24 protein-coding genes and 1 riboswitch are annotated in these 24486 nt (G+C 64.2%); of the genes, 18 read left to right on the forward strand and 6 right to left on the reverse strand.

From position 1 onward, the window contains the following. Nucleotides 1-58 precede the first annotated feature (58 nt). From relA to D886_RS0121400, 3 genes are all read left to right on the forward strand, one after another. Entirely contained in the window at nucleotides 59-2299 is a 2241-nt protein-coding gene (gene relA / locus D886_RS0121390; RefSeq protein ID WP_027595850.1) for a GTP diphosphokinase, read from the forward strand. 144 nt (nucleotides 2300-2443) lie between these two features. Next, nucleotides 2444-3277, forward strand: a complete 834-nt coding sequence (gene mazG, locus D886_RS0121395) for a nucleoside triphosphate pyrophosphohydrolase (protein ID WP_027595851.1) — start codon at nucleotides 2444-2446, stop codon at nucleotides 3275-3277. A 22-nt stretch (nucleotides 3278-3299) separates the two neighbouring features. Continuing rightward, nucleotides 3300-3839: a DUF2058 domain-containing protein gene (locus D886_RS0121400; protein ID WP_027595852.1), complete on the forward strand. Its 540-nt coding sequence runs from the start codon at nucleotides 3300-3302 to the stop codon at nucleotides 3837-3839. A 57-nt stretch (nucleotides 3840-3896) separates the two neighbouring features. Here the strand turns inward: D886_RS0121400 and D886_RS0121405 are convergent, their stop codons facing one another. The 4 genes from D886_RS0121405 to purM all read right to left on the reverse strand — a co-directional run bounded on the left by D886_RS0121405 (nucleotide 3897) and on the right by purM (nucleotide 6951). Beyond that, nucleotides 3897-4079, reverse strand: coding sequence for a hypothetical protein (locus D886_RS0121405; protein WP_027595853.1), 183 nt, complete (start codon nucleotides 4077-4079; stop codon nucleotides 3897-3899). Nucleotides 4080-4520: 441 nt separating this feature from the next. Beyond that, a complete protein-coding gene (locus D886_RS0121410) occupies nucleotides 4521-5231 on the reverse strand; it encodes a DUF3108 domain-containing protein (protein ID WP_027595854.1) in 711 nt (236 codons plus the stop codon). A gap of 8 nt (nucleotides 5232-5239) precedes the next feature. Beyond that, a complete protein-coding gene (purN, locus tag D886_RS0121415; RefSeq protein ID WP_027595855.1) occupies nucleotides 5240-5893 on the reverse strand; it encodes a phosphoribosylglycinamide formyltransferase in 654 nt (217 codons plus the stop codon). Further along, nucleotides 5893-6951: a phosphoribosylformylglycinamidine cyclo-ligase gene (gene purM, locus D886_RS0121420; protein WP_027595856.1), complete on the reverse strand. Its 1059-nt coding sequence runs from the start codon at nucleotides 6949-6951 to the stop codon at nucleotides 5893-5895. Before purM ends, purN begins: the two co-directional genes overlap by 1 nt. Before the next feature lie 515 nt (nucleotides 6952-7466). Here purM and D886_RS0121425 point away from each other — a divergent pair. From D886_RS0121425 to D886_RS0121445, 5 genes are all read left to right on the forward strand, one after another. After that, nucleotides 7467-8522 carry a DUF2066 domain-containing protein gene (locus tag D886_RS0121425; protein ID WP_027595857.1) on the forward strand — a complete coding sequence of 352 codons (1056 nt, stop codon included), beginning with the start codon at nucleotides 7467-7469 and terminating at the stop codon, nucleotides 8520-8522. Nucleotides 8523-8534: 12 nt separating this feature from the next. After that, nucleotides 8535-9608 carry an AI-2E family transporter gene (locus D886_RS0121430; RefSeq protein WP_027595858.1) on the forward strand — a complete coding sequence of 358 codons (1074 nt, stop codon included), beginning with the start codon at nucleotides 8535-8537 and terminating at the stop codon, nucleotides 9606-9608. A 150-nt stretch (nucleotides 9609-9758) separates the two neighbouring features. Beyond that, nucleotides 9759-10466, forward strand: coding sequence for a DnaA regulatory inactivator Hda (gene hda / locus D886_RS0121435; RefSeq protein WP_027595859.1), 708 nt, complete (start codon nucleotides 9759-9761; stop codon nucleotides 10464-10466). A gap of 127 nt (nucleotides 10467-10593) precedes the next feature. Then, complete coding sequence (locus D886_RS0121440) at nucleotides 10594-11235, forward strand: C40 family peptidase (RefSeq protein ID WP_027595860.1); 642 nt, start codon at nucleotides 10594-10596, stop codon at nucleotides 11233-11235. 140 nt (nucleotides 11236-11375) lie between these two features. Next, the gene (locus D886_RS0121445) at nucleotides 11376-11909 is read left to right on the forward strand and encodes a C40 family peptidase (protein WP_027595861.1); all 534 of its coding nucleotides are present in this window, start codon (nucleotides 11376-11378) and stop codon (nucleotides 11907-11909) included. 124 nt (nucleotides 11910-12033) lie between these two features. Here the strand turns inward: D886_RS0121445 and D886_RS0121450 are convergent, their stop codons facing one another. Next, nucleotides 12034-13350 (reverse strand): sorbosone dehydrogenase family protein, encoded by a 1317-nt coding sequence (locus tag D886_RS0121450; RefSeq protein WP_027595862.1) that lies wholly within the window; start codon nucleotides 13348-13350, stop codon nucleotides 12034-12036. A 145-nt stretch (nucleotides 13351-13495) separates the two neighbouring features. Here D886_RS0121450 and D886_RS0121455 point away from each other — a divergent pair, with 145 nt between their 5' ends. Beyond that, nucleotides 13496-16042: a dermonecrotic toxin domain-containing protein gene (locus tag D886_RS0121455; RefSeq protein ID WP_027595863.1), complete on the forward strand. Its 2547-nt coding sequence runs from the start codon at nucleotides 13496-13498 to the stop codon at nucleotides 16040-16042. 72 nt (nucleotides 16043-16114) lie between these two features. After that, nucleotides 16115-16337, forward strand: a riboswitch (cobalamin riboswitch). On the opposite strand, the gene D886_RS28925 is transcribed toward D886_RS0121455, so the two are convergent. Next, nucleotides 16324-16470: a hypothetical protein gene (locus D886_RS28925; protein ID WP_371098401.1), complete on the reverse strand. Its 147-nt coding sequence runs from the start codon at nucleotides 16468-16470 to the stop codon at nucleotides 16324-16326. It overlaps the preceding riboswitch by 14 nt. On the opposite strand from D886_RS28925, the gene cobO reads away from it, so the two are divergent. Genes cobO through cobC form a run of 9 tightly spaced genes read left to right on the forward strand, consistent with a single transcriptional unit; the run spans nucleotide 16457 to nucleotide 24486 of the window. Then, complete coding sequence (gene cobO / locus D886_RS0121460) at nucleotides 16457-17068, forward strand: cob(I)yrinic acid a,c-diamide adenosyltransferase (protein ID WP_027595864.1); 612 nt, start codon at nucleotides 16457-16459, stop codon at nucleotides 17066-17068. The two genes, D886_RS28925 and cobO, sit on opposite strands and share 14 nt — an antisense overlap. Then, a complete protein-coding gene (locus D886_RS0121465; RefSeq protein ID WP_027595865.1) occupies nucleotides 17065-18360 on the forward strand; it encodes a cobyrinate a,c-diamide synthase in 1296 nt (431 codons plus the stop codon). Before cobO ends, D886_RS0121465 begins: the two co-directional genes overlap by 4 nt. Beyond that, on the forward strand, nucleotides 18357-19007 hold the full coding sequence (bluB, locus tag D886_RS0121470) for a 5,6-dimethylbenzimidazole synthase (RefSeq protein WP_027595866.1): 651 nt from the start codon (nucleotides 18357-18359) through the stop codon (nucleotides 19005-19007). Before D886_RS0121465 ends, bluB begins: the two co-directional genes overlap by 4 nt. Continuing rightward, nucleotides 19004-19912 (forward strand): adenosylcobinamide-phosphate synthase CbiB, encoded by a 909-nt coding sequence (cbiB, locus tag D886_RS0121475; protein WP_027595867.1) that lies wholly within the window; start codon nucleotides 19004-19006, stop codon nucleotides 19910-19912. Before bluB ends, cbiB begins: the two co-directional genes overlap by 4 nt. Then, nucleotides 19905-20897 (forward strand): threonine-phosphate decarboxylase CobD, encoded by a 993-nt coding sequence (gene cobD, locus D886_RS0121480; protein ID WP_027595868.1) that lies wholly within the window; start codon nucleotides 19905-19907, stop codon nucleotides 20895-20897. The genes cbiB and cobD overlap by 8 nt, the downstream gene beginning before the upstream one ends. After that, entirely contained in the window at nucleotides 20894-22348 is a 1455-nt protein-coding gene (locus tag D886_RS0121485) for a cobyric acid synthase (RefSeq protein WP_027595869.1), read from the forward strand. The genes cobD and D886_RS0121485 overlap by 4 nt, the downstream gene beginning before the upstream one ends. A 1-nt stretch (nucleotide 22349) precedes the next feature. Then, on the forward strand, nucleotides 22350-22871 hold the full coding sequence (gene cobU, locus D886_RS0121490) for a bifunctional adenosylcobinamide kinase/adenosylcobinamide-phosphate guanylyltransferase (RefSeq protein ID WP_027595870.1): 522 nt from the start codon (nucleotides 22350-22352) through the stop codon (nucleotides 22869-22871). Further along, entirely contained in the window at nucleotides 22868-23923 is a 1056-nt protein-coding gene (gene cobT, locus D886_RS0121495) for a nicotinate-nucleotide--dimethylbenzimidazole phosphoribosyltransferase (protein ID WP_027595871.1), read from the forward strand. The genes cobU and cobT overlap by 4 nt, the downstream gene beginning before the upstream one ends. After that, the gene (gene cobC, locus D886_RS0121500; protein WP_027595872.1) at nucleotides 23920-24486 is read left to right on the forward strand and encodes an alpha-ribazole phosphatase family protein; all 567 of its coding nucleotides are present in this window, start codon (nucleotides 23920-23922) and stop codon (nucleotides 24484-24486) included. Before cobT ends, cobC begins: the two co-directional genes overlap by 4 nt.

Consider the following 24486-nt stretch of genomic DNA (forward strand, 5'->3'; position numbering starts at 1 on the left):
CCACACGGTGGAAGCCTGCGCACCCGCGTGGTGCGCTGTATGGAAAGGTAAAACAAAGATGGTACAGGTGAGAGTGCACCAGCCGGTCAACACTGACGGCAGTATCAATCTCGAAGCATGGCTGGATCATGTGGTAAGCGTCGATTCAGCCCTGGATCGCGCAGCGCTGAAAGAGGCCTGCGAATTCGCTCACGAAGTCGAGAAGAAGGGTAACCCTGCCAAGCATTCCTGGGCCGACGGTACGTCCAGCTTCCAAGCGGGCCTGGAGATCGCCGAGATTCTCGCCGACCTCAAGCTCGACCAGGATTCGCTGGTAGCCGCCGTCATTTACCGTTCGGTGCGTGAAGGCAAGGTGACCCTGGCTGAAGTCAGCCAGCGTTTTGGCCCGGTGGTGTCCAAGCTGATCGACGGCGTGCTGCGCATGGCGGCCATCAGTGCCAGCCTCAGCCCGCGCCAGTCGCTGGTGCTGGGCTCCCAGGCGCAGGTCGAGAACCTGCGCAAGATGCTCGTGGCCATGGTCGACGACGTGCGCGTTGCACTGATCAAGCTGGCCGAGCGCACCTGCGCGATCCGTGCGGTCAAGGCCGCCGACGACGAAAAACGCCTGCGCGTCGCGCGCGAGGTGTTCGACATCTATGCCCCCCTGGCGCATCGCCTGGGCATCGGTCACATCAAGTGGGAGCTGGAAGACCTGTCCTTCCGCTACCTTGAACCCGACCAGTACAAACAGATCGCCAAGCTCCTGCACGAGCGCCGGCTGGACCGCGAGCGCTTCATCAGCGACGTGATGAACCAGCTGCAGAACGAGCTGCTGGCCACCGGCGTGAACGCCGACATCAGTGGCCGGGCGAAACACATCTATTCGATCTGGCGCAAGATGCAGCGCAAAGGCCTGGAATTCAGCCAGATCTACGATGTGCGTGCGGTGCGTGTGCTGGTCCCGGAGATCCGCGATTGCTACACCGCGCTGGGTATCGTGCATACCCTGTGGCGGCACATCCCCAAGGAATTCGACGACTACATCGCCAACCCGAAGGAAAACGGCTACCGCTCGCTGCACACGGCGGTGATCGGCCCCGAGGGCAAGGTGCTGGAGGTGCAGATCCGCACCCACGGCATGCACGAGGAAGCGGAGCTGGGGGTTTGCGCCCACTGGCGCTACAAGGGCACCGACGTCAAGCCGAGCTCCAATCACTACGAAGAGAAGATTTCCTGGCTGCGCCAGGTGCTCGAGTGGCATGAAGAGCTGGGTGACATCGGCGGCCTGGCCGAGCAGCTTCGCGTCGACATTGAGCCGGACCGGGTCTACGTGTTCACCCCGGACGGCCATGCCATCGACCTGCCCAAGGGCGCTACGCCGCTGGACTTCGCCTACCGCGTGCACACCGAAATCGGCCACAACTGCCGCGGCGCCAAGATCAACGGGCGTATCGTGCCGCTGAACTACAGCCTGCAGACCGGCGAGCAGGTCGAGATCATCACCAGCAAACACGGCAACCCCAGCCGTGACTGGTTGAACTCCAACCTGGGTTACGTCACCACCTCGCGGGCACGGGCCAAGATCGTTCACTGGTTCAAGCTGCAGGCACGCGACCAGAACGTCGCCGCCGGCAAGACCTTGCTCGAGCGCGAACTCAGCCGCCTGGGCCTGCCGCAGGTGGACTTCGAGCGCCTGGCCGAGAAGACCAACGTCAAGACCGCCGAAGACATGTTCGCCTCGCTCGGCGCGGGTGATCTACGCCTGGCTCACCTGGTCAACGCTGCCCAGCAGTTGCTGGAGCCTGAGCGTATCGAGCAGATCGAGCTGGTGCAGCGCAAGCCCACGGGCCCGCGTACCGGCAAGCGCGGCGATATCCAGATCCAGGGTGTCGGCAACCTGCTGACGCAGATGGCCGGTTGCTGCCAGCCGCTGCCGGGCGATGCCATCGTCGGCTACATCACCCAGGGCCGCGGCGTGAGCATCCACCGTCAGGACTGTGCCTCGGTGCTGCAACTGGCAGGCAAGGAGCCAGAGCGGATGATCCAGGTGAGTTGGGGGCCGATCCCGGTGCAGACCTACCCGGTCGACATCGTCATCCGTGCCTACGACCGCCCAGGCTTGTTGCGTGACGTGTCGCAGGTGCTGCTCAACGAGAAGATCAACGTGCTGGCGGTCAACACCCGCTCGAACAAGGAAGACAACACGGCGTTGATGTCGCTGACCATCGAGATTCCGGGCCTGGATGCGCTCGGGCGCTTGCTGGGGCGGATCTCGCAGTTGCCGAACATCATCGAGACGCGGCGTAACCGTACCCCTTGAACCCTGTGAGTTGGGGCCTCTTTGCGGCCCATCGCTGGCAAGCCAGCTCCCACAGCTATCCCACTGGCTTCAAGGCCTGTGCAGTACCTGTGGGAGCCGGCTTGCCGGCGATCGGGGGCAAAGCCCCCGCCAAGGAATAGCCCTATGACCTACACCCTCGAAGACCTGCTGCACCTCATGGCCCGCCTGCGCGACCCGCAATATGGCTGCCCGTGGGACTTGAAGCAGGACTACGCCAGCATCGTCCCGCACACTATCGAAGAAGCCTACGAGGTTGCCGACACCATCGAGCGCGGCGATTTCGAGCACTTGCAGGGTGAGCTGGGCGATCTGTTGTTCCAGGTGGTCTATTACAGCCAGCTGGCCCGGGAAGAGGGGCGTTTCGAGTTTGACGGGGTGGTCGACAGCATCACCCGCAAGCTGATCCGCCGCCACCCGCACGTATTCCCGACCGGCGAGCTGTATGCACCGGTAGACACGCCCAGCTTGAGCGAGACCCAGGTCAAGTCGCGCTGGGAAGAGATCAAAGCCGAGGAGCGCGCCGAAAAAAGCGAACCCGAACAGCTGTCGCTGCTCGATGACGTGCCAACGGCATTGCCTGCATTGTCGCGGGCAGCCAAACTGCAAAAGCGTGCGGCCACGGTCGGTTTCGACTGGCCTGACGCATTGCCGGTGCTGGACAAGGTCCGCGAGGAGCTGGACGAAGTCCTGCAGGCCATGGCCGACGGTGATGCCGATGCGCTGGAAGATGAGGTCGGCGACCTGTTGTTCGCCACCGTCAACCTGGCCCGCCACCTCAAGCAAGACCCGGAACATGCCCTGCGCCGTGCCAATCGCAAGTTCGAGCGACGTTTCCGTTTTATCGAACAGGCATTGCGCGACAGCGGTCGGCCCATCGAAGACTGTAACCTTGACGAGCTGGATGCCCTTTGGGGTGAAGCCAAACGTCAGGAAAAGAACCTGCCCAGCTGCGGCTGAGCTGTTAAGTGAGTGAACATTCATGAGCCTTTCCCTTCGCGACCAATTGCTCAAAGCCGGTCTGGTCAACCAGAAACAGGTCTCGCAGACCAACAAAGCCCAGAAGAAACAAAAGCGCCTGGAGCACAAGGGCCAGGTCGAGGTGGACGACACCCAGCAGCGCTTGGCCAAGGAAGCCATGGCCGAAAAGGCCAAGCGTGACCAGGAGTTGAACCGCCAGCAGCAGGAAAAGGCCGAGCAAAAGGCCCGCGCCGCGCAGATCAAGCAATTGATCGAAGCGACCCGCCTGCCCAAGCTCAACAGTGAGGACTACTACAACTTCGTCGACGACAAGAAGGTCAAGCGCATTGCCGTCAATGCCCTGATGCGCAGCAAGCTGAGCAATGGCTCGCTGGCGGTCGTGTCGTTTGCCGGCGGCTACGAAGTGATTCCGCGTGAGGCGGCGGTGAAGATTCAGGAGCGCGACCCGCATCGCGTACTGCTGCTCAACACCCATGTCGAGGAAGCCGACGACGATGACCCGTACGCGGCTTACAAGATCCCTGACGATTTGATGTGGTAAGCATGAAAAACCCCGCCTAGGCGGGGTTTTTTGTTCAAAGACTGTGGCATTGCAGGGTCATTGTGTAGTGCGCTGACTTTCCAGGTCCTCAAGCTCTACACGGTACTGATGGGCTTCATGCTCATTGTGGAACATCCCGACCAATTGGCCTTGCTGGTGCACATCCCAGATCCGCACGCCAGCGGCCAGGCCTTCGTGGGACATTTTCGATTCGTCGCGTTCGGTTACTTGGACTGTCATCGGTAAACTCCACTGCTAGGTTGGTTGCGACACTGTGTCGCACACCTCCTTTATAGGGTTTGTTAGCAGGCTAAGTAAATAAAACAGGGATGAAACAAGTTTCATGAAGCTCAGGGGCTGCGATTTGCTTGGCTTGGGGTTTGAGTGGGAGCGCAAATCGAGCGCCGCCGCGCGGCGCTTCGCAGCACAAGGCTGCTCCTACATTTGTTTCGGGCCAATGAATCCTGAGACACAGGCGCGCGCCCCTCATGCAGAACAAACAAGGCGGTCGCGCGCGTTGGTATAGGCGTGACTGGCCCGAAACAGATGTAGGAGCAGCCTTGTGCTGCGAAGCGCCGCGCGGGCGGCGCTCGATCTCATAGGCGCTGAAGATGCTGTGGCGAGCACCTCAAAAAACGAAGCCCCGCACAAGGCGGGGCTCCGGGTGCTTCAGGCTGCGGATCAGTTACCCTTCACCGGCTTGCCATCGACCGTGCCATCCTGCAGCACGATCACGTACTCCTTGCCATCGGTTTCGACCTGGCGCAGTTGTACCAGCAGGTAGTCCCAGCTCTTGGCGAACCACAGCTCGGTGATGCGCTTGCTCTGGCTAGGGTCGCGCACGCGCTCGACCTTGACCGCATCGACCTGGCCGGTCTTGGTGGTCACCTTCTCGGTGCCCAGGACGCGGAAGTCGTAGGTGTCGATCTCGTCACCGTCGACCACCTGGTAGGTCATGCTCTTCTTGCCGGCCGCCACATCATGCTGCAGCGCCAGTTGGTAGGACGACTTGTCCAGCACGCCGCGGTTGAGCGGCAGGTTGATCGCATCGCCACGGTCGCTGCCGGTGACTTTCTTGCTGGTCCAGTCGAAGTTCAGGTCGACCTTCTTCGCCTTGCCCAGGCCGCCACGCTCGAAGTGGTACTTCTGCGGCAGCAGGGTGTCGTTTTCCAAGCGCAGGGTGCTTTGCTCGGTCAGGCTGGCGATCATCATGGAAGCCTTGAAATTAAGGTCCCAGGTACCGTTGGCATTCTTCACCAGGCTGCGCTCGGCGGTGCCGCTCATGGGCAGCTGCTTCCAGTCGGCGGTGTAGCTGGCCGAAAAAGGCTTCAGATCAGCTGCCTGGAGGGGCAGGGCGAGCACGGCGAGAGCCAAGAGCAGGGCACGACGCATAAAGTCTCCTAGGATCGAATCAAATGACCGCTGGCCGCCAGGGGCTGGCCATCCAGTAAGGCACCGTGCTCGTCCAGACGCAAGCGCCCCTCGGCGAACCAGTGCACGGCCAACGGGTAGATCAGGTGTTCCTGGTGGTGAACCCGCTGGGCCAGGCTTTCAGCGGTGTCGTCCGACGTCACCGGTACCACAGCCTGTACGACCAGTGGGCCGCCATCGAGTTCCTCGGTGACGAAGTGTACGCTGCAGCCATGCTCGGCGTCGCCTGCCTCCAGGGCCCGTCGGTGGGTGTGCAGGCCCTTGTACTTGGGCAGCAGCGACGGGTGGATATTGAGCAGGCGGCCCTGATAGTGGCGGACGAAGCCGCCACTGAGGATACGCATGAAGCCGGCCAGCACCACCAGGTCTGGCGCAAAGCCGTCGATGCGCGCCATCAGCGCGGCATCGAAAGCTTCACGACCGTCAAAGGCGGTGTGGTCCAGTACGGCGGTGTCGATGCCAGCGGCTGCGGCGCGTTGCAGGCCGTAGGCATCGGCGCGGTTGGACACCACCGCACGGATGCGCACCGGGCTGTCTTCACCGCGGCAGCTGTCGATCAGGGCTTGCAGGTTGCTGCCGGAACCCGACAGCAATACCACTACATTGCAGGTCTTGCTCGGCATCAGTGTGCCTTGAGGTTCTGCAGCTCGACCTGGGCGGCGCCTTCGGCGGCCTCTTCGATGCGGCCGATGACCCAAGGCTGCTCGCCTTCAGCGCGCAGAACGTTCAGGGCGTTTTCGACCTGGTCCTGAGCTACGCAGATGACCATGCCGACGCCGCAGTTCAGCACGCGGTGCATTTCATGCTCGTCAACGTTGCCTTGCGCCTGCAGGAAGTCGAATACCGCTGGACGCTGCCAGCTGGCCACGTCGACCACGGCCTGGGCGTTTTTCGGCAGTACGCGCGGGATGTTGTCCAGCAGGCCGCCACCGGTGATGTGGGCCATGGCCTTGACTGCGCCCGTCTGCTTGATCAGTTGCAGCAGCGGCTTGACGTAGATGCGGGTCGGCGCCATCAGCAGGTCGGTCAGTGGCTTGCCGTCGAGCTGGGTGTTCTCGATGTCGGTGCCGGACACTTCGAGGATCTTGCGGATCAGCGAGTAGCCGTTGGAGTGCGGGCCGGAAGACGGCAGGGCGATCAGCGCGTCGCCGGTGGCAACCTTGGAGCCGTCGATGATCTCGGCTTTTTCTACCACGCCGACGCAGAAGCCGGCCAGGTCGTAGTCTTCGCCTTCGTACATGCCAGGCATTTCGGCGGTTTCACCACCGACCAGCGAGCAGCCCGCCAGTTCGCAGCCTGCACCGATACCGGTGACCACGGTGGCGGCGACGTCGACGTTCAGTTTGCCGGTGGCGTAGTAGTCGAGGAAGAACAGCGGCTCGGCGCCGCACACCACCAGGTCGTTGACGCACATGGCGACCAGGTCCTGGCCGATGCTGTCGTGCTTGTTCAGGTTCAGGGCCAGGCGCAGCTTGGTGCCGACGCCATCGGTGCCGGAGACCAGAACCGGCTGCTTGTAGCCGGCCGGGATCTCGCAGAGGGCGCCGAAGCCACCCAGGCCACCCATGACTTCAGGGCGTGCGGTGCGTTTTGCCACGCCCTTGATGCGTTCGACCAGTGCTTCGCCGGCGTCGATGTCTACACCGGCGTCCTTGTAGCTCAGGGAGGGTTGCTTGCTCATTGATCCAGGCCTTTAGGAGGGAGGGATTCTAAAAAAACGACCGTGACGGCCAAGGCCGGCTTTACTGCGGCGGCTGCCTGAAACGTCAGAGGTCTGTGAAGGCGCGCGATTTTATCAGGGTTGCCGTGCAGCGGCCATCCTCAGGCCGACGGGCAGGGCTTGAAAGCGTTAAAAAGGTGAGTGGGGAGGGTGTGGGGTGAGGGTTGTGTCGCCTGGGAGATCGAGCGCCGCCCGTGCGGCGCTTCGCAGCACAAGGCTGCTCCTACAGTTATTAGGGCCAATTACTCCTGCAAACGTCACTGGCCCGAAGCAAATTGTAGGAGCAGCCTTGTGCTGCGAAGCGCCGCGCGGGCGGCGCTCGATCGTGAAAACACCCTAAATCCCGAGGCCTGCGCCTGGCAGTCATGCGCGCCCCTGTATAAGGTGTAAGCCATATAGGAGCATTTTTCGTTCCACCGCGGTCACAGCCTGCATGACAACGGCCGTTCCACCTTGTTTCTGGACAGGAATCCTCCATGCGTCTTTTCAACACTCTGGCAGCAGGTTGTCTTGCCCTGATCTCGCTAGCCGCGCAAGCCGAGACCGTCTCCGGGCTTTATCAGGTGCGCGAGCCGCTTCAGGGGCAGGGCGCTGAAGCCCGTACCCAGGCCACCGGCAAGGCCCTCGAGACCTTGGTCCTGCGCCTGACCGGTGACCCGAAGGCGGCGCAAAGCCCGGCATTGGCCGAGCTGCGCAAAGACCCGCAGCAAATCATCAACCAGGTCGGTACCGAAGCCGGCCCGCCCGAGTCCGTGCTGGTCGAGTTCGACCCAGGCAGCACCGAACGAGCCTTGCGCAAGGCCGGCCTGGCCCTGTGGGGCAGCAACCGGCCATCGATCCTCGGCTGGTGGCTCAACGAAAACGCCGAGGGCAGCAACCTGGTGGGTGACGGCCAATCCGCCGCCCAGCCCTTGCGCCGTGCAGCCCAGCACCGGGGCCTGCCATTGCGGCTGCCGCTGGCTGACCTGCAAGAGCAGTTGGTGGCCAATGCCAAGCAGGTCGAAGGCAATGACCCAAAACCGCTGCGCGAAGCTTCCGAGCGTTACGCGGCCGATGCCCTGCTGGCGGTACACGCCCAAGAGGCGGATGGCAAATGGCAAGGCAAATGGCAGCTGTGGGTAGGCGACCAGCACGAGCAGGGCAGTGCCGAGGGCGCCGACCAGGCGGCGTTGGCCGACGCGGTGATGCTGGCGGTTAGCAGCCGCCTGGCGCCGCGCTATGTGACCCGCCCAGGCGCCAGCAGCCAGCAGCAGGTTCAGGTGCAGGGGATGAACCTGCAGCGCTACGCCGAACTGAGCCGCGTGCTCGAACCCTATGGCCCGCGGCTTAAAATGGTCGAAGGCAGCACGCTGACTTACGGTGTCACGGCCAACCGCGACCAATTACGTGCCCAACTCGGCCTGGCCAAGTTGCAGGAGGTACCAGCTGAACAGGCGCCCGTTGCCCCCGCCGTGCCTGCCCCTTCAACGGGCGTGAGCCCCGAGCAACCTGATGTACCCAAGCCGTTCGACGGCCTGCGTTTTCGCTGGTAAGGAGTACCCATAGTGACCGATATGCGCCGCTGGATCTGGCTGGGCGCAGCACTGCTGATCGCCGTGCTGTTATATAGCCTGCACAACATCCTTACTCCCTTTCTGATCGGCATCCTGCTGGCGTACCTGGCAGACCCGCTGGTAGACCGCCTGGAGCGCCTGGGGCTGTCCCGCACGTGGGGCGTGGTGGTGGTGTTCGGCCTCTTCACCCTGATACTCATGGCCTTGCTGCTGGTGCTGGTGCCAATGTTGGCCAAACAGCTGGTGCGTTTGTACGAACTGGCGCCACAGATGCTCGACTGGCTGCAGCACGTGGCGCTGCCCTGGGTGCAACACCGCCTTGGCCTGGCCGACGGCTTCTGGAAGTTCGACAAGATCAAGGCTGCCATTGGCGAGCACATGGGCCAGACCACCGACATCGTCGGTATTGTGCTGTCGCAGGCCACGGCATCAAGCCTGGCCTTGATCGCCTGGCTGGCCAACCTGGTGTTGATCCCGGTGGTGGGCTTCTACCTGCTGCGTGACTGGGACCTGATGATGGCCAAGCTGCGCAGCCTGCTGCCGCGCCACCGCGAACCGCAAATCGTGGAATTGGCGGGGGAGTGCCATGAGGTACTGGGCGCGTTCGTTCGCGGCCAGCTGATGGTCATGCTCGCACTGGGCGTCATCTACTCGGCTGGGCTGATGCTGGTGGGGCTCGAGCTCGGCTTGCTGATCGGCATGCTGGCGGGGTTGGCAGCGATCGTGCCGTACATGGGCTTTATCATTGGTATCGGCGCGGCGCTGGTGGCCGGCTTGTTCCAGTTTGGCGGCGACTTGTATCCGATGCTGGGCATCGTTGCGGTGTTCATGGTCGGCCAGGCGCTTGAAGGCATGGTGCTGACGCCCTTGCTGGTGGGTGACCGCATCGGCCTGCACCCGGTGGCGGTGATCTTCGCCATTCTCGCCGGTGGCGAGCTGTTCGGTTTCACCGGGGTGCTGCTGGCGCTGCCGGTGGCGGCGGTGATCATGGTGCTGCTGCGGCATGCGCACGATTTGTACAAAGAGTCGGACATGTATGGCGCAGATGTCGATCCAGAATTGTGAGGTGGGGCCGAAAGGCCCCCATAAAGAGCCGCAACTTGTTGATTTTGTTTGCGCTCTTCTGCTCACTGATTGTGCCGCCCGCGCTCCGGGTATAGACTTTGCACACTGTTCACCAAAGGCCCCCCGTGGTCCTAGCGACCGCCCGCGAGCATGAAACCACCGATCCAGTTGCCCCTGGGTGTGCGCCTGCGCGATGACGCCACCTTCATCAACTACTATCCGGGCGCCAATGCTGCGGCATTGGGCTACGTCGAGCGCCTATGCGAAGCTGACGCCGGCTGGACCGAGAGCCTCATCTACCTGTGGGGCAAGCAGGGTGTCGGCCGCACTCACCTGTTGCAGGCCGCAACCCACCGTTTCCAGCAATTGGGCGAGCCCGCCGTCTACCTGCCGTTGGCGCAATTGCTCGAGCGCGGTGTCGAACTGCTCGACCACCTCGAGCAATACGAGCTGGTGTGCATCGATGACCTGCATGTAATTGCCGGCAAGGCCGATTGGGAAGAGGCCATGTTCCACCTCTTCAACCGCCTGCGCGACAGTGGCCGCCGCTTGCTGCTGGCGGCCTCCAGCTCGCCGCGTGAACTGCCCATCAAACTGGCCGACCTCAAGTCGCGGCTGACCCTGGCGCTGATCTTCCAGATGCGCGGCATGTCTGATGAAGACAAGCTGCGTGCCCTGCAGTTGCGCGCGTCGCGCCGTGGCCTGCACCTCACCGATGAGGTTGGCCATTTCATCCTCACCCGCGGTACCCGCAGCATGAGCGCGTTGTTCGACCTGCTTGAGCGCCTCGATCAGGCATCGCTGCAAGCGCAACGCAAGCTGACCATCCCTTTCCTGAAGGAAACCCTGGGATGGTAAGCCCCTGAAATCCTTGGGCCAGAGCGGAAAAACGAAAAAGTCACATCTTTTTCGATAAAATTTGCAAATGGCCATGATAGAGGGCATAGTTTCCCCCTTCTAAAGGATTACTGACACGGTCGTGCCCATGCTAAAGCGCTTCGCACCCCTCGTGCCCCTCGCACTCGTGACCCTGCTTTTTGGCTGCGCGGCACAAGCCCCGGTATCTCAGCCCCAGGATCACACCCCGATCGCCGCACAGTCGGCGTTCAAGGCCAAAGCCTCGCCTTCGTCGGTATTCGGCGAACCGGAAGAGCTGGCCACTGAAGATGACCTGGAGGCCTTCTCCAGCAGCAGCAAGCCTTACCAGCTGCCCGTTCTGGCTGACAGCATTCTCGAGCGCGGCATGTCGTTGATCGGCACCCGCTACCGCTTCGGCGGTACCTCGGAGAAGTCCGGCTTCGACTGCAGCGGCTTCATCGGTTACTTGTTCCGCGAAGAAGCCGGCATGACCTTGCCGCGTTCGACGCGTGAAATGATCAACGTCGATGCCCCGAAAGTGGCGCGCAACAAGCTCAAGCCAGGCGATCTGCTGTTCTTCAGCACCAATGGTCGTGGCCGTGTGAGCCATGCGGGCATCTACCTGGGTGACAACCAGTTCATCCACTCCAGCAGCCGCCGCAGCGGCGGTGTGCGCATCGACAGCCTCGGTGATCGCTACTGGAGCAAGACCTTCATCGAAGCCAAGCGTGCCTTGGCGATGGCGCCGACCAACATCGCGCGCAACTGATAGCAAAATGATTTACCCTGCCACGGCGGCGATGCTTTGAAAAAAAGCTCGCCGCCGTGCGCATTTACAGAAAGCGTCTAATCTAAATTCTCAACACTTTTCGGCTGCGGTCCAGCGGTCTCAGACAGGATGTTCTGGCCATGGTAATGATGGCGCGCTTCGCATTCCTTTCCCTGGTGGCATTGCTTGCTGCCTGCTCCAGCCGCGCGCCTGCGCCGGCCCCTGTGGTTCAGCCGCAGGTTACCTACAGCCAGCCAGAGGGTTCGCCGATTGCCGACGACGTGTTGATCCGTGCGATCGGGCTGGTGGGCACGCCTTATCGCTGGGGCGGCAATACGCCCGATTCCGGCTTCGATTGCAGCGGCCTGATCAAGTATGTCTACCGCGATGCCGCCGGCATCAGCTTGCCGCGTTCGACGCGGGAGATGATCGTCATGCGCGCGCCTACCGTGGATGCCAAGGCACTGCAGTCGGGTGACCTGGTGTTCTTTGCCACCAGTGGTGGCTCGCAAGTCAGCCATGCCGGTATCTACGTCGGGGAAGGGCGCTTTGTGCATGCGCCGTCCACCGGCGGTACGGTGCGCCTGGACTACCTGTCGAACAGCTACTGGGCCAAGGCTTACCTACAGGCCAAGCGCGTGATTCCGCAGGGGCACCTGGCGCAGAATCCCTGAGGCACTGTGCAGTCAGCAGTTGATCGCTGACTGTGTAGGAGCAGCCTTGCGCTGCGAAGAGGCCGGTGCACAAGTCTTAGTGGTAAGGGGCCTTCACCGGCCTCTTCGCAGCACAAGGCTGCTCCTACAAGGCCTTGCTCACCCGCCAGATCACGTTCCCCACGTCATCCGCCACCAGCACACCGCCGCGCTTATCATTGATCACCCCCACCGGTCGCCCCATGGCCTTGCCTTCGTCATTCAGAAACCCCGTCAGCAGGTCGACCGGCTTGCCGGCAGGTTTGCCTGTTGCATCGAACGGCACGAAGATCACCTTGTAGCCACTGTGCGGCTTGCGGTTCCACGAGCCGTGCTGGCCCACGAATGCCCCCTGCCCGAACGGCGGCGGCAACACGCCAGGCTCGGCGAACGTCAGCCCCAGCGATGCCGTGTGCGGGCCCACCGCGTAGTCCGGCATCAGTGCCTGGGCAACCTTCTGCGGGGCCTGGGGCTCGACACGCTGGTCGACGTGTTGCCCGTAATAGCTGTAGGGCCAACCATAGAAGCCGCCATCCTTGACTGACGTGATGTAGTCCGGCACCAGGTCGCTACCGATCTCGTCACGTTCGTTGACCGCCGTCCACAGTGCGCCGCTGTGGGGCTCCCAGGCCAGGCCGTTGGGGTTGCGCAGGCCGCTGGCAAACACGCGCTGCTGGCCGCTGGCAGGGTCCACTTCCCAGATCGCCGCACGGCCCTGTTCCTTGTCCAGGCCGTTTTCCCCTACGTTGCTGTTGGAGCCCACCGTCACGTAGAGCTTCTTGCCGTCAGGGCTGGCGATCACGTTCTTGGTCCAATGATGGTTAAGCGGCCCGCCAGGCAGTTCGACCACCTGCTGGCCCTCGCCGCGAATGTGCATGGCCCCGGGCTCGTAGTGAAAGCGCAGCAGTTTGTCGGTGTCGGCCACGTAAAAGTCCTTGCCCACCAGCGCCATGCCGAAGGGCGAATTGAGCCCTTCGATGAAGGTGGTGCGCACTTCCGCAACCCCATCGTGGTCGGCATCGCGCAGCAGAGTGATGCGGTTGGCGCTGGGTACGCCGGCGCCGGCGCGCTGCATTGCCTTGCCCATCACCCAGCCACGCAGGCCTTTGCCATCTTCAGGCTTGGGCGGGGCGTTGGTTTCGGCCACCAGCACATCGCCGTTGGGCAACACATAGAGCCAGCGCGGGTGGTCGAGCTTGTCGGCGAAGGCCGTTACCTGCGTGCCGGCTGCAGCTTGGGGCTTGGCGCCCTGGGGCCAGCCAATGGCCGGCGCGATGTTCACCGTGGGGACCAGCGACTGGCTGGGCGCGGGCAGTTGCGGCGAAGGGCCGCTGCCGTCCATCACGTCCAGGTGGGCTGTGTCGCTGCATCCTGCCAGGCCGGCAGCCAACACCCAGGGTAAGACAATGCCGATGCGCTTCATGGTCGCTGCTCTCCGAAAAGGAACACTCAATATTCAGAGCAGGGTTGTGCGCACGGGGTTCAGCGGCGGGAGGCATACATCTACCACACGGCAATGATGCAGGCCGCCAGGATGAACGCCCGATTTCTAGTGCCTGGAGTGGGCCATGACGGATATAAAAGCAAGGGTGATTCGCAGCCTCGAGGCATTCGATGCTGCGCGGCCGCTGGTCCGGCTGGTGGATGACGTGGTACGGGATTACCCCGACCCTTACGCGCTGGCGAGCCAGCAGGCTGCGCGCATTCTGCAAAAACACACGGGCAGGCGAATTGACCCTCGCTTCGTCTGGTGGCACCAGTTCAATAACGAGAACTCCAGCAGCCTCAGTAAAACCGGTTGGCAACACAGCCATCCGCCGCAGAAGTCGATGTTGATGCACGAACTGGTAATCGACCGCTTCGACCTGTACTTCCAAGATGCCAGTGACGAGCTCGACATGCGTGGCGGGTTTTACCGGCAGGGGCCCCATGCGCCGTTTTACGACGAGCGCAACGAAGTGCCGATGCTGGGCAGTGACGTGCAAAAAGACCTGTGGGCGCTGGACTTCGCGGTTTCCTATGGTGCGCAAGTCCAGCGCTTCTGGTCCCATTATGGCGATCATTTCCGGGTGCTGGCCAAAACCAATGTGTTAGGGCAGGGTGCAGTGGCATTGGCGGATGGCGCAATCTCGCATGCAGATTGGCTGCGCTTGCGGGGGATGGTGACTGACGCCTTGCCTAATGGTGAATTGCCGACCCTGGAGGTTCTCGAACAGGACGCCACGCGCAGCGAGATAACGGTCCACCGCTATGTGTTCGGTGAAACGGATCGCTGGTGTTTGTTCAGCCTGAGTGCGCCCGATGGGCGCGTCATGGCCTATATGCCGTGGGCAGAAAGGAGCCTCAAGGGCTTTGACTCCGAATTCGCGATGGTGAGTTGGATACGCACGCAGTTGCAGTCGAAGGACACCCTCGATGCCTTCGTGGCGGGTGCTCATAGCAATCCGCGTGATACCACCGCCAGGCGGTTGATCAAGGTGCACCTGCAAGGTATTGCCGACAGCCGTTCGAACGAAGCCGCATTGATCGCTCTGACGCTGTTCAAGCGGCCGCTTGGCACGACCCTGTTTGCTTACCTGGCCGAGCAGGCCAGGCTCGAAATGCAGGGTAATGCGCAACTGATGCAAACCAATGCCGGGCTGCGCAAGGCCATGTGTAGCGGCTACCTGGCGGCGTTCCTGGGGGTGTTTGGTGGTTTTGCGCCGTTGGGCTGGCCGGTCACGCTGATGCTGCTGGGGGCCAGTGTGGGCAAGGTGGCGCTGGATGTGGACGCTGCTTTGCACGCGGGTGATGAACAGAGCCGCAAGGATGCCCTGCGCTCGGCCATGCTCGAAAGCGTATTCGCCAGCATGAACCTGGTCGATATCAGCTTCCAGGCGAGCTTCGCCTCGCTGGCGTATCAAGCACCGCCCCATGAAACGAACCTTTCATTGGGGCGCTGGCAACCGACGACTGCTTTGGCCTTGCCGGAGGAGTTGCAGGGCGCCAATACCGTGCTGAGAGGGGAGCCGGGCGAGGAGGGCCGCTTGCGCGGCATTCACGTCAATGACGACGGCAGTTGCTGGATCAATGTGCAAGGTTTGCCCTATCGCGTGCGTTACAGCCATGAGCTGGCCGTGTGGCTGGTGGTTTCGGCAGATAACCCGTTTGCATTCAGCCCGCTGCACCCGGTGCGTCTGAACCAGGCCGGGGAGTGGGAAGTGCTGGCGCCGCCCCGATTGCTCGGGGGGACACCCTTGGCCGTTGAAGGGATGCCGAGCACAAATTCACCGTTCTGGGATACCTATACGTTGGCGAACGGCCCGCAGAGCAAGAAGCTGGGTGAATTCGCGCTTGAGCGGCAGAAGGCGTTATTGGCGTCCTGGCCGGTCGTCGAACTGCCCCGCGGGCGCGCCCCCGACCTCGATGAGCGCAACCTGGACTGCGTGAAAATCGCGGGCCGCACGCACTACTCGTATCACTACGGCCCGGAGTACTTCAATGCACTGGTCGACTACTACACCAGCGATGAGTCGAAAGTGAACGATGTGTTCCGTTCGGGAAGCTACCGGTATGGCGATGAGGATGACTATATTGCCGACCTTGCCGATAGCCTCGAACAGTTGCCCAAAAACAACCAGGTGAGGTTGTACCGAGGGGGGCATCGCTCGCGGCGTACCGGTGGTGAGCGTTACCGCAGCGGTGAGCTGCGGGTTGGCGATGTGCTGGTCAATACCGACTTCACCTCGTTCACCGAAAACCCCTACATGGCCGCAGAGTTTGCCTGCTTGCGTTACCCGAACGTGCCGGGCGGCGTGCCAGGCTTGTTCGATGACAGTTCGGTGGTGTTCGAGCTGCCTGCCGGGGACTACCACAGCGCAACGCCGATCAGCGCCTTTTCGTCTTACCCCGAAGAGGCCGAAACGCTGTTCCAGCCTGGCAACTACTTCCGCATCGATGCCTTGCAGCAGGTCTATGGCGAATACTATCGCTTCATCAAGGTCACCCTGAAGCAGACCATCAAACCTGCACTGGGGCCGGTTTACGACCTGCGCACAGGGCTTGCCTTCGACCTGGCGGCCTACACGGCGAACATCAGGACGCCGGCGCTGGTGACGCGGTTCTTTCCTGAATAATGTCGCAAATTGAGCCCCACCGCTGCGCCAAAGGCGGGCGCGTTCGATTGACGCTCCCGCCCCAACCCTCTAACCTTCGCGCGTGTTTCAGGTGCCCTGCCAGCCCCGTCTGGGCAGGGTGAAACTGGGAAGCCGGTGGGCGCCAGCAAAGGCGCGAGCCCGGCGCTGCCCCCGCAACGGTAAGTGAGTCAAATGTCGCGCACAGCCACTGGATGCCAGCATCCGGGAAGGCGCGCAGGCGTGGGCCAAGGCCCGCTCATAAGCCCGGAGACCGGCCTGATTCAGCCAACGGCATCACGGAGGGTGATGCGCGGTGCACCGTGGCGTCCAGCCACGGCTCCTGCGCGTTCTCCGTCTGCCTGCCTATCGACCTGTCGCCGCTTCTCGCGTGGCGTCAGCCTGCGGAGAACCCTGATGAGCGAACCCACCGAACGCGACGAACGTCACCTGGCGCGCATGCAGCGCAAAAAGGCGGTCATCGACGAGCGCATCGCCAATTCCCCTAATGAATGCGGCCTGTTGCTGGTGCTGACCGGCAACGGCAAGGGCAAGAGCAGCTCGGCCTTCGGCATGCTCGCCCGCGCCCTGGGCCACGGCATGCAGTGCGGCGTGGTGCAGTTCATCAAAGGCCGCAACAGCACCGGCGAAGAGCTGTTCTTCCGGCGCTTCCCGGAGCAGGTGCGCTACCACGTGATGGGCGAGGGGTTCACCTGGGAGACCCAGGACCGCCAGCGCGACATCGCCGCCGCCGAAGCCGCCTGGGCCGTGTCGCGCCAGCTGCTGCAAGACCCGACCGTACAGTTCGTGGTACTCGATGAACTGAACATCGCGCTCAAGCATGGCTACCTCGACCTCGATCAGGTGCTGTCCGACATCCAGGCTCGCCCGCCGATGCAGCACGTGATCGTTACCGGCCGCGCGGCCAAGCCTGAAATGATCGAACTGGCCGATACCGTCACCGAGATGGGCATGCTCAAGCACGCCTTCCAGGCGGGTATCCGTGCGCAGAAGGGCGTTGAACTGTGAGTGAACTGCGACATTGCCCGGCCGTGTTGATCGCGGCGCCGGCTTCCGGCCAGGGCAAGACCACTGTGACCGCAGCCTTGGCCCGGCTGCACCGTAACCTCGGGCGTAAGGTCCGGGTGTTCAAGTGTGGGCCTGATTTTCTCGACCCGATGATCCTGGAGCGTGCCAGCGGCGCACCGGTCTACCAGCTCGACCTGTGGATGATCGGCGCGCAGGAAAGCCGTCGCCTGCTATGGGAAGCAGCCGCTGAGGCTGACCTGATCTTGATCGAAGGGGTCATGGGCCTGTTCGACGGCACCCCGTCGAGCGCCGACCTGGCGCGTCATTTCGGCGTGCCGGTGCTGGCGGTGATCGACGGCACGGCCATGGCCCAGACCTTTGGCGCCCTGGCCCTGGGGCTGGCGCGTTACCAGGCCGACCTGCCATTCGCCGGCGTGCTGGCCAACCGGGTCGGCAGCTTGCGCCATGCGCAGCTGCTAGAAGGCAGCCTGACCGAAGGGCTGCGCTGGTACGGCGGCCTGTCGCGTGAGCGCGGTATCGAACTGCCCAGCCGCCACCTGGGCTTGGTCCAGGCCAGCGAGCTGAACGACCTGGATGCCCGCCTGGATGCTGCGGCCGAAGCGCTGGGCGCCAGTTGCGATGCCGCTTTACCACCGCCCGTGGCGTTTGCCGAGCCGGAACCGCAGCCGGCCGCCGCTTCATTGGCCGGTGTGCGCATTGGCGTCGCGCGGGACGAGGCGTTCGCCTTCCTTTATGGTGCCAATATCGACCTGCTGCGCAACCTCGGCGCGCAGTTGGTGTTCTTCTCGCCGCTGCACGACTGCGAACTGCCCGCTGTGGACAGCCTGTACTTGCCGGGCGGCTACCCGGAACTGCACCACCACGCACTGGCGGCCAACACGCCGATGTGCGCGGCGATCCGTGACCATCATGCCCAGGGCAAGCCGTTGCTGGCCGAGTGTGGCGGCATGCTTTACCTGCTCGACGCACTGACCGACGTAGCGGGTGAGCGTGCCGAACTGCTCGGCTTGCTGACGGGCGAGGCGACCATGCAGAAGCGCCTGGCCGCATTGGCCTTGCAGGCAGTGGAACTGCCCGAAGGCACCCTGCGTGGCCACACCTACCATCACTCGCTCACCAGCACCGAGCTGGCGCCGATCGCCCGGGGGCTGAGCCCTAATGGCGGGCGTGGCAACGAGGCGGTGTATCGCCTGGGCCGCCTGACGGCTTCCTACGTGCACTTCTACTTCCCCTCCAACCCGAACGCGGCGGCGGCGCTGTTGCGACCATGAGCGAACACGCTTTCAGCGACGCCGAACGCGCCGCGCTGTACCGGGCCATCGGCGAACGCCGCGACATGCGCCATTTTGCCGGTGGCGAGGTGGCCCCGGCGTTGCTCGCCCGCCTGTTGGCTGCGGCGCATCAGGCACCGAGCGTCGGGCTGATGCAGCCCTGGCGGTTCATCCGCATCACCCAGCGCGACCTGCGCACGCGCATCCAGGCGTTGGTCGAAGAAGAGCGGCTGCGCACGGCCGATGCACTGGGCGAACGTGCCGATGCGTTCATGACGCTCAAGGTCGAAGGCATCAACGATTGCGCCGAACTGCTGGTGGCCGCGTTGATGGACCAGCGCGAGCCGCACATCTTTGGCCGCCGTACCTTGCCGGAAATGGACCTCGCCTCGCTGGCCTGCGCTATCCAGAACCTGTGGCTGGCGGCGCGTGCCGAGGGCCTGGGGATGGGCTGGGTATCGCTGTTTGACCCCGTGGCATTGGCCGAACTGCTGGGCATGCCGGCGGGGGCCAAGCCGGTGGCGGTGCTGTGCCTGGGGCCTGTGACCGAATTTTACCCGGCACCGATGCTGGTGCTGGAAAACTGGGCAGAAGAACGCCCCTTGAGTGACCTGCTGTATCACAACCAATGGGGAGAGCAGCCATGAGCGTTGCCTTGCTGACCGTGGCCGGGGTGGCCCTGGATGCCTTGCTGGGCGAGCCACAGCGGCGTCATCCACTGGTGGCGTTCGGCAACATGGCCGCCAACCTGGAGCGTCGCCTGAATGCCGGAGGGCGCGGTTGGCGCAGCCATGGCGTGAGCGCCTGGTTCCTCGCGGTGGTGCCGCTGACCCTGGTTGCACTGATCCTGTCCTGGCTGCCGTACATCGGCTGGCTGGTCGACGTGCTGGCGCTGTACTGCGCGTTGGGCCTGCGTAGCCTCGGCGAGCACGTGCTGCCGGTGGCGAACGCATTGCGCCAGGGTGACCTGGAAGAGGCGCGGCGACGCGTCGGCTACTTGGTCAGCCGCGAAACCCGCGAGCTGGACGAGCCCGCCGTGGCCAGGGCAGCCACCGAGTCGGTGCTGGAAAACGGCAGCGATGCGGTGTTCGCCGCACTGTTCTGGTTCGTGGTGGCGGGCGCGCCTGGCGTGGTGTTGTACCGCTTGAGCAATACCCTGGATGCCATGTGGGGCTATCGCAACGAACGCTTCGAGCGGTTTGGCTGGTGCGCGGCACGCATCGACGATGTGCTCAACTATATTCCCGCAAGGCTGGTGGCGCTGACCTACGCGCTGCTCGGCAAAACCCGCCTGGCCCTGGCCTGCTGGCGCAACCAGGGGCCCCTGTGGGACAGCCCCAACGCCGGCCCCGTGATGGCGGCAGGTGCCGGCGCGCTGGGGGTCGAGCTGGGCGGCCCGGCGGTGTATCACGGTGAGCTGCACGAGCGGCCGCGCCTGGGCGAAGGGCCCATGGCCGATGCCGATGCTATCGAGCGTGGCTGGAGCCTGGTGCAGCGGGGCGTGTGGCTGTGGGTACTGCTGATTTGCCTGGGAGCTTACTGGAATGCTTGAACACGGTGGTCGTCTGCTGCGTGCGGTGCGTCACTACGGGATCGCGCGCGAACATTGGCTCGACCTGTCCAGCGGCATTGCCCCTTGGCCTTACCCGATCCCGCCGATTCCACTCGACGCCTGGGCGCGTCTGCCAGAGACCGAAGACGGCCTGGAAGAAGCCGCTCGGCAGTACTACGGCACCCGCCAGCTGTTGGCGGTGGCCGGCTCGCAGGCCGCGATCCAGGCCTTGCCATTGCTGCGCCCGGCGGGCCGGGTCGGTGTGTTGACCCCGTGCTATGCCGAGCACCCGTATGCCTGGCAGCGGGCAGGGCACACATTGCTCGAACTGGATGAAGCCCAGGTGGAAGGCGCGCTCGACAGCCTCGATGTGCTGGTGCTGGTCAACCCCAACAACCCGACCGGCCGTCAGGTCAGCCGGGAGCGCCTGCTCGACTGGCATGGGCGACTGGCGGCGCGTGGGGGCTGGCTGGTGGTCGACGAGGCGTTCATGGACAACACCCCCGCCCACAGCGTGGTCGACTGCGCCGAACGGCCTGGCCTGATCGTGCTGCGCTCGTTCGGCAAGTTCTTTGGCCTGGCCGGTGTGCGTTTGGGGGTTGTTGCGGCGCAGCCCAGCGTGCTGCAGCGGCTGGCTGAGTTGCTCGGCCCTTGGACTGTCAGCGGCCCAACGCGGGTGCTGGCACAAGCCTGCTTTGCCGACCACATTGCCCACCGGGTGCAGATCGAGCGCTGCGCCGCCAGCAGCCAGCGCCTCGCTGCGTTGTTGCACAGCACCGGGCTGGCGCCGAGCGGCGGCTGCGACCTGTTCCAGTACGTGCGCAGCGAGCGTGCCGCGCACCTGCATGACTTTCTTGCCCGGCGCGGCATTCTGGTGCGCCTGTTCGAGCAGCCCGCCGCCGTGCGCCTGGGCTTGCCTGCCAGTGCGGCGGACGAGCAGCGCCTGGCCCAGGCCCTGACCGACTATCAAAAGGAAACGGCATGACCACGCTCATGGTGCAAGGCACCACCTCCGATGCCGGCAAAAGCACGCTGGTGACCGCGCTGTGCCGGTGGCTGTTGCGCCAGGGTGTCGGCGTGGTGCCGTTCAAGCCGCAGAACATGGCGCTGAACAGCGCAGTGACCGCCGACGGTGGCGAAATCGGCCGGGCCCAGGCTGTGCAGGCCCAGGCTTGCCGGCTGGCGCCGCACACCGACATGAACCCGGTGCTGCTCAAGCCCAACAGCGACACTGGCGCCCAGGTGATCATCCACGGTCGCGCGGTCACCAGCATGAATGCAGTGGCTTATCACGACTACAAGGCCATCGCCATGCAAGCGGTGCTGGTGTCGCACCAGCGCCTGAGCGCCGCGTACCCGGTGGTGATGGTCGAAGGTGCGGGCTCGCCGGCAGAGATCAACCTGCGTGCCGGCGACATCGCCAACATGGGCTTTGCCGAAGCGGTCGACTGCCCGGTGATCCTAGTGGCCGACATCAACCGCGGTGGGGTATTCGCTCACCTGGTGGGCACGCTGGAGCTGCTGTCGCCGAGTGAACAGGCGCGGGTCAAAGGCTTCGTCATCAACCGCTTCCGCGGTGACATCGCCTTGCTGCAGCCTGGGCTGGACTGGCTCGAAGCGCGTACCGGCAAGCCGGTGCTGGGCGTGTTGCCGTATGTCACCGACCTGCACCTGGAGGCCGAGGACGGCATCGACGTGCGCCAGGTGGCCAAGGGGGAGCGCGTACTGAAGGTGATCGTGCCGGTGCTGCCGCGCATCAGCAACCACACCGACTTCGACCCGCTGCGCCTGCACCCGCAAGTGGATTTGCAGTTCATCGGGCCCGGCCAGCCGATACCGCCTGCCGACCTGATCATCCTGCCCGGTTCCAAGAGCGTGCGTGGCGACCTGGCGCAACTGCGCGAGCGGGGTTGGGATACCGCCATTGCCCGCCACTTGCGCTATGGCGGCAAGCTCATCGGCATCTGCGGCGGCCTGCAGATGCTCGGGGCTAAGGTGCACGACCCGCTGGGCCTGGAAGGGCCGGCGGGCTCCAGCCCTGGGCTGGGCCTGCTGGACTACGCCACGGTACTGGAGGCCGACAAGCAACTGCGCAACGTTGCCGGTACCGTGACCCTGGAAAACGCGCCGGTTTCTGGCTACGAGATCCATGCCGGCGTCACCCAGGGCCCGGCCCTGGAACGCCCCGCCGTGCAGCTGGACGATGGCCGCTGTGACGGCGCCATCAGCGCCGATGGGCAGATCCTCGCCACCTACCTGCATGGCCTGTTCGAAGGCAGCCAGTCGTGCGCCGCGTTGCTGCGCTGGGCGGGGCTGGCCGATGCAGAGACTATCGACTACCAGGCCCTGCGCGAGCGTGATATCGAACGCCTGGCGGACCTGGTGGAAAAACACTTGGACACCGCGCACCTGCGCACGCTGTGTGGAGTCGCCTGAAATGCTCAACCTGATCCTCGGCGGCGCCCGCTCTGGCAAGAGCCGCCTGGCCGAACAGCTGGCCAGCGACAGCGGCCTGCCGGTCACCTACATCGCCACCAGCGAGCCGCTGGACGGCGAAATGAACGAACGCGTGCGCTTGCATCGCCAACGCCGGCCCGCTGACTGGGGGTTGATCGAAGAACCCCTGGCACTGGCGGCGGTGCTGCGCCGCGAAGCGGCCGAAGGGCGCTGCCTGTTAGTGGATTGCCTGACCCTGTGGCTGACCAACCTGCTGATGCTCGACAACGACCAGCGCCTGGCCGAGGAGCGCGATGCGCTGCTCGACTGCCTGGCGCAGTTGCCTGGCACGGTTATCTTGGTCAGCAACGAAACCGGCCTGGGCGTGGTGCCCATGGGTGAACTGACCCGGCGTTATGTCGACCAGGCCGGCTGGCTACACCAGGCCGTTGCTGAACGCTGTCAGCGCGTGGTGCTGACCGTGGCTGGCCTGCCCCTTATGATCAAAGGACCTGCACTATGACTCAAGCCTGGTGGCGTGATGCCTGCCAACCCCTCGACAACGCCGCCATGGACCAGGCCCGCGCCCGTCAGCAACAGCTGACCAAACCTGCCGGTTCGCTCGGCCAGCTGGAGGGCCTGGCCGTGCACCTGGCGGGCCTGCAAGGCCGTGAGCGGCCAGCGGTGGACCAGCTGGCAATCACGATCTTCGCCGGTGACCACGGTGTGGTAGAGGAGGGCATTTCGGCCTACCCGCAGGCCGTGACCGGGCAAATGCTGCGCAACTTCGTTGGCGGCGGCGCGGCGATCAGCGTGTTGGCGCGCCAGCTGCAGGCCAGCCTGGAAGTGGTCGACCTCGGCACCATCGACCCCAGCCTGGCGCTGCCCGGTGTGCGGCATCTGCACCTGGGCGCCGGCACCGCCAACTTCGCCCGCCAGCCGGCGATGACCGAGGCCCAGTTACAGTCCGCCTTGCAGGCCGGCCGAGACAGCGCGTTGCGGGCCGTCGAACAGGGCGCGCAGTTGTTCATCGGTGGCGAAATGGGCATCGGCAACACGACCGCTGCTGCCGCCCTGGCCAGTAACTTGCTGGGCTGCCCAGCGCGAGAGTTGAGCGGCCCAGGCACTGGCCTGGACAACGCCGGTGTGCGGCACAAGGCCGAAGTCATCGAGCGTGCGCTGATCCTGCATGGCCTGCGTGCTGACGACCCGCTGCAGGCGCTGGCCTGTGTCGGCGGTTTCGAGATCGCCGCCTTGGCGGGCGCTTACATCGCCTGCGCGCAAGAGGGCGTCGCGGTGCTGGTGGACGGTTTTATCTGCAGCGTTGCTGCGCTGGTGGCGGTACGCCTCAACCCGCAATGCCGGGCATGGCTGCTGTTTGCCCACCAGGGCGCGGAGCCAGGGCACAAGGCCTTGCTCGAAGCGTTGCAGGCCGAGCCGTTGCTGGCGCTGGGCCTGCGCCTGGGCGAGGGCAGCGGTGCCGCCCTGGCGGTCCCGTTGTTGCGCCTGGCCTGCGCGCTGCACGGGCAGATGGCGACGTTTGCCGAAGCGGCCGTGGCGGACCGCCCGGCATGATCCTCGACCTGTTGCGCCACGGCGAAACGGAGCAGGGCGGCCTGCGTGGCAGCCTTGATGATGCCCTGACTGAAAAAGGCTGGGCGCAGATGCGCAGCGCGGTCGCCGAAGCGGGCCCTTGGCAGGTGCTGGTCAGCTCGCCGCTGCAGCGCTGTGCGCGTTTTGCCGATGAGCTGGGTGCACGCCTGCACCTGCCGGTACAGCGTGAGGCCGCTTTGCAGGAGCTGCATTTCGGTGACTGGGAAGGCCGCAGCGCGGCGCAGATCATGGAAGACCAGGCCGATGCGCTGGGGCGCTTCTGGGCCGACCCTTATGGCTATACCCCGCCCAATGGCGAACCGGTCAGTGCGTTTGCCGAACGTGTACTGGCGGGCGTCGAGCGCTTGAGCCAGCAGCATGCCGGCAAGCGCGTGCTGCTGGTCACCCACGGCGGGGTGATGCGCCTGTTGCTGGCCCGTGCACGTGGCCTGCCAAGGGAGCAGTTGCTGCAGGTGGAAGTTGCCCACGGCGCATTGGTGCGCCTGGTGCTGCGCGACGACGGTCAATTGGGCGAGGCGCACTGA

The sequence above is a fragment of the Pseudomonas sp. LAIL14HWK12:I7 genome (assembly GCF_000483465.1).
GTDB lineage: Bacteria > Pseudomonadota > Gammaproteobacteria > Pseudomonadales > Pseudomonadaceae > Aquipseudomonas > Aquipseudomonas kermanshahensis.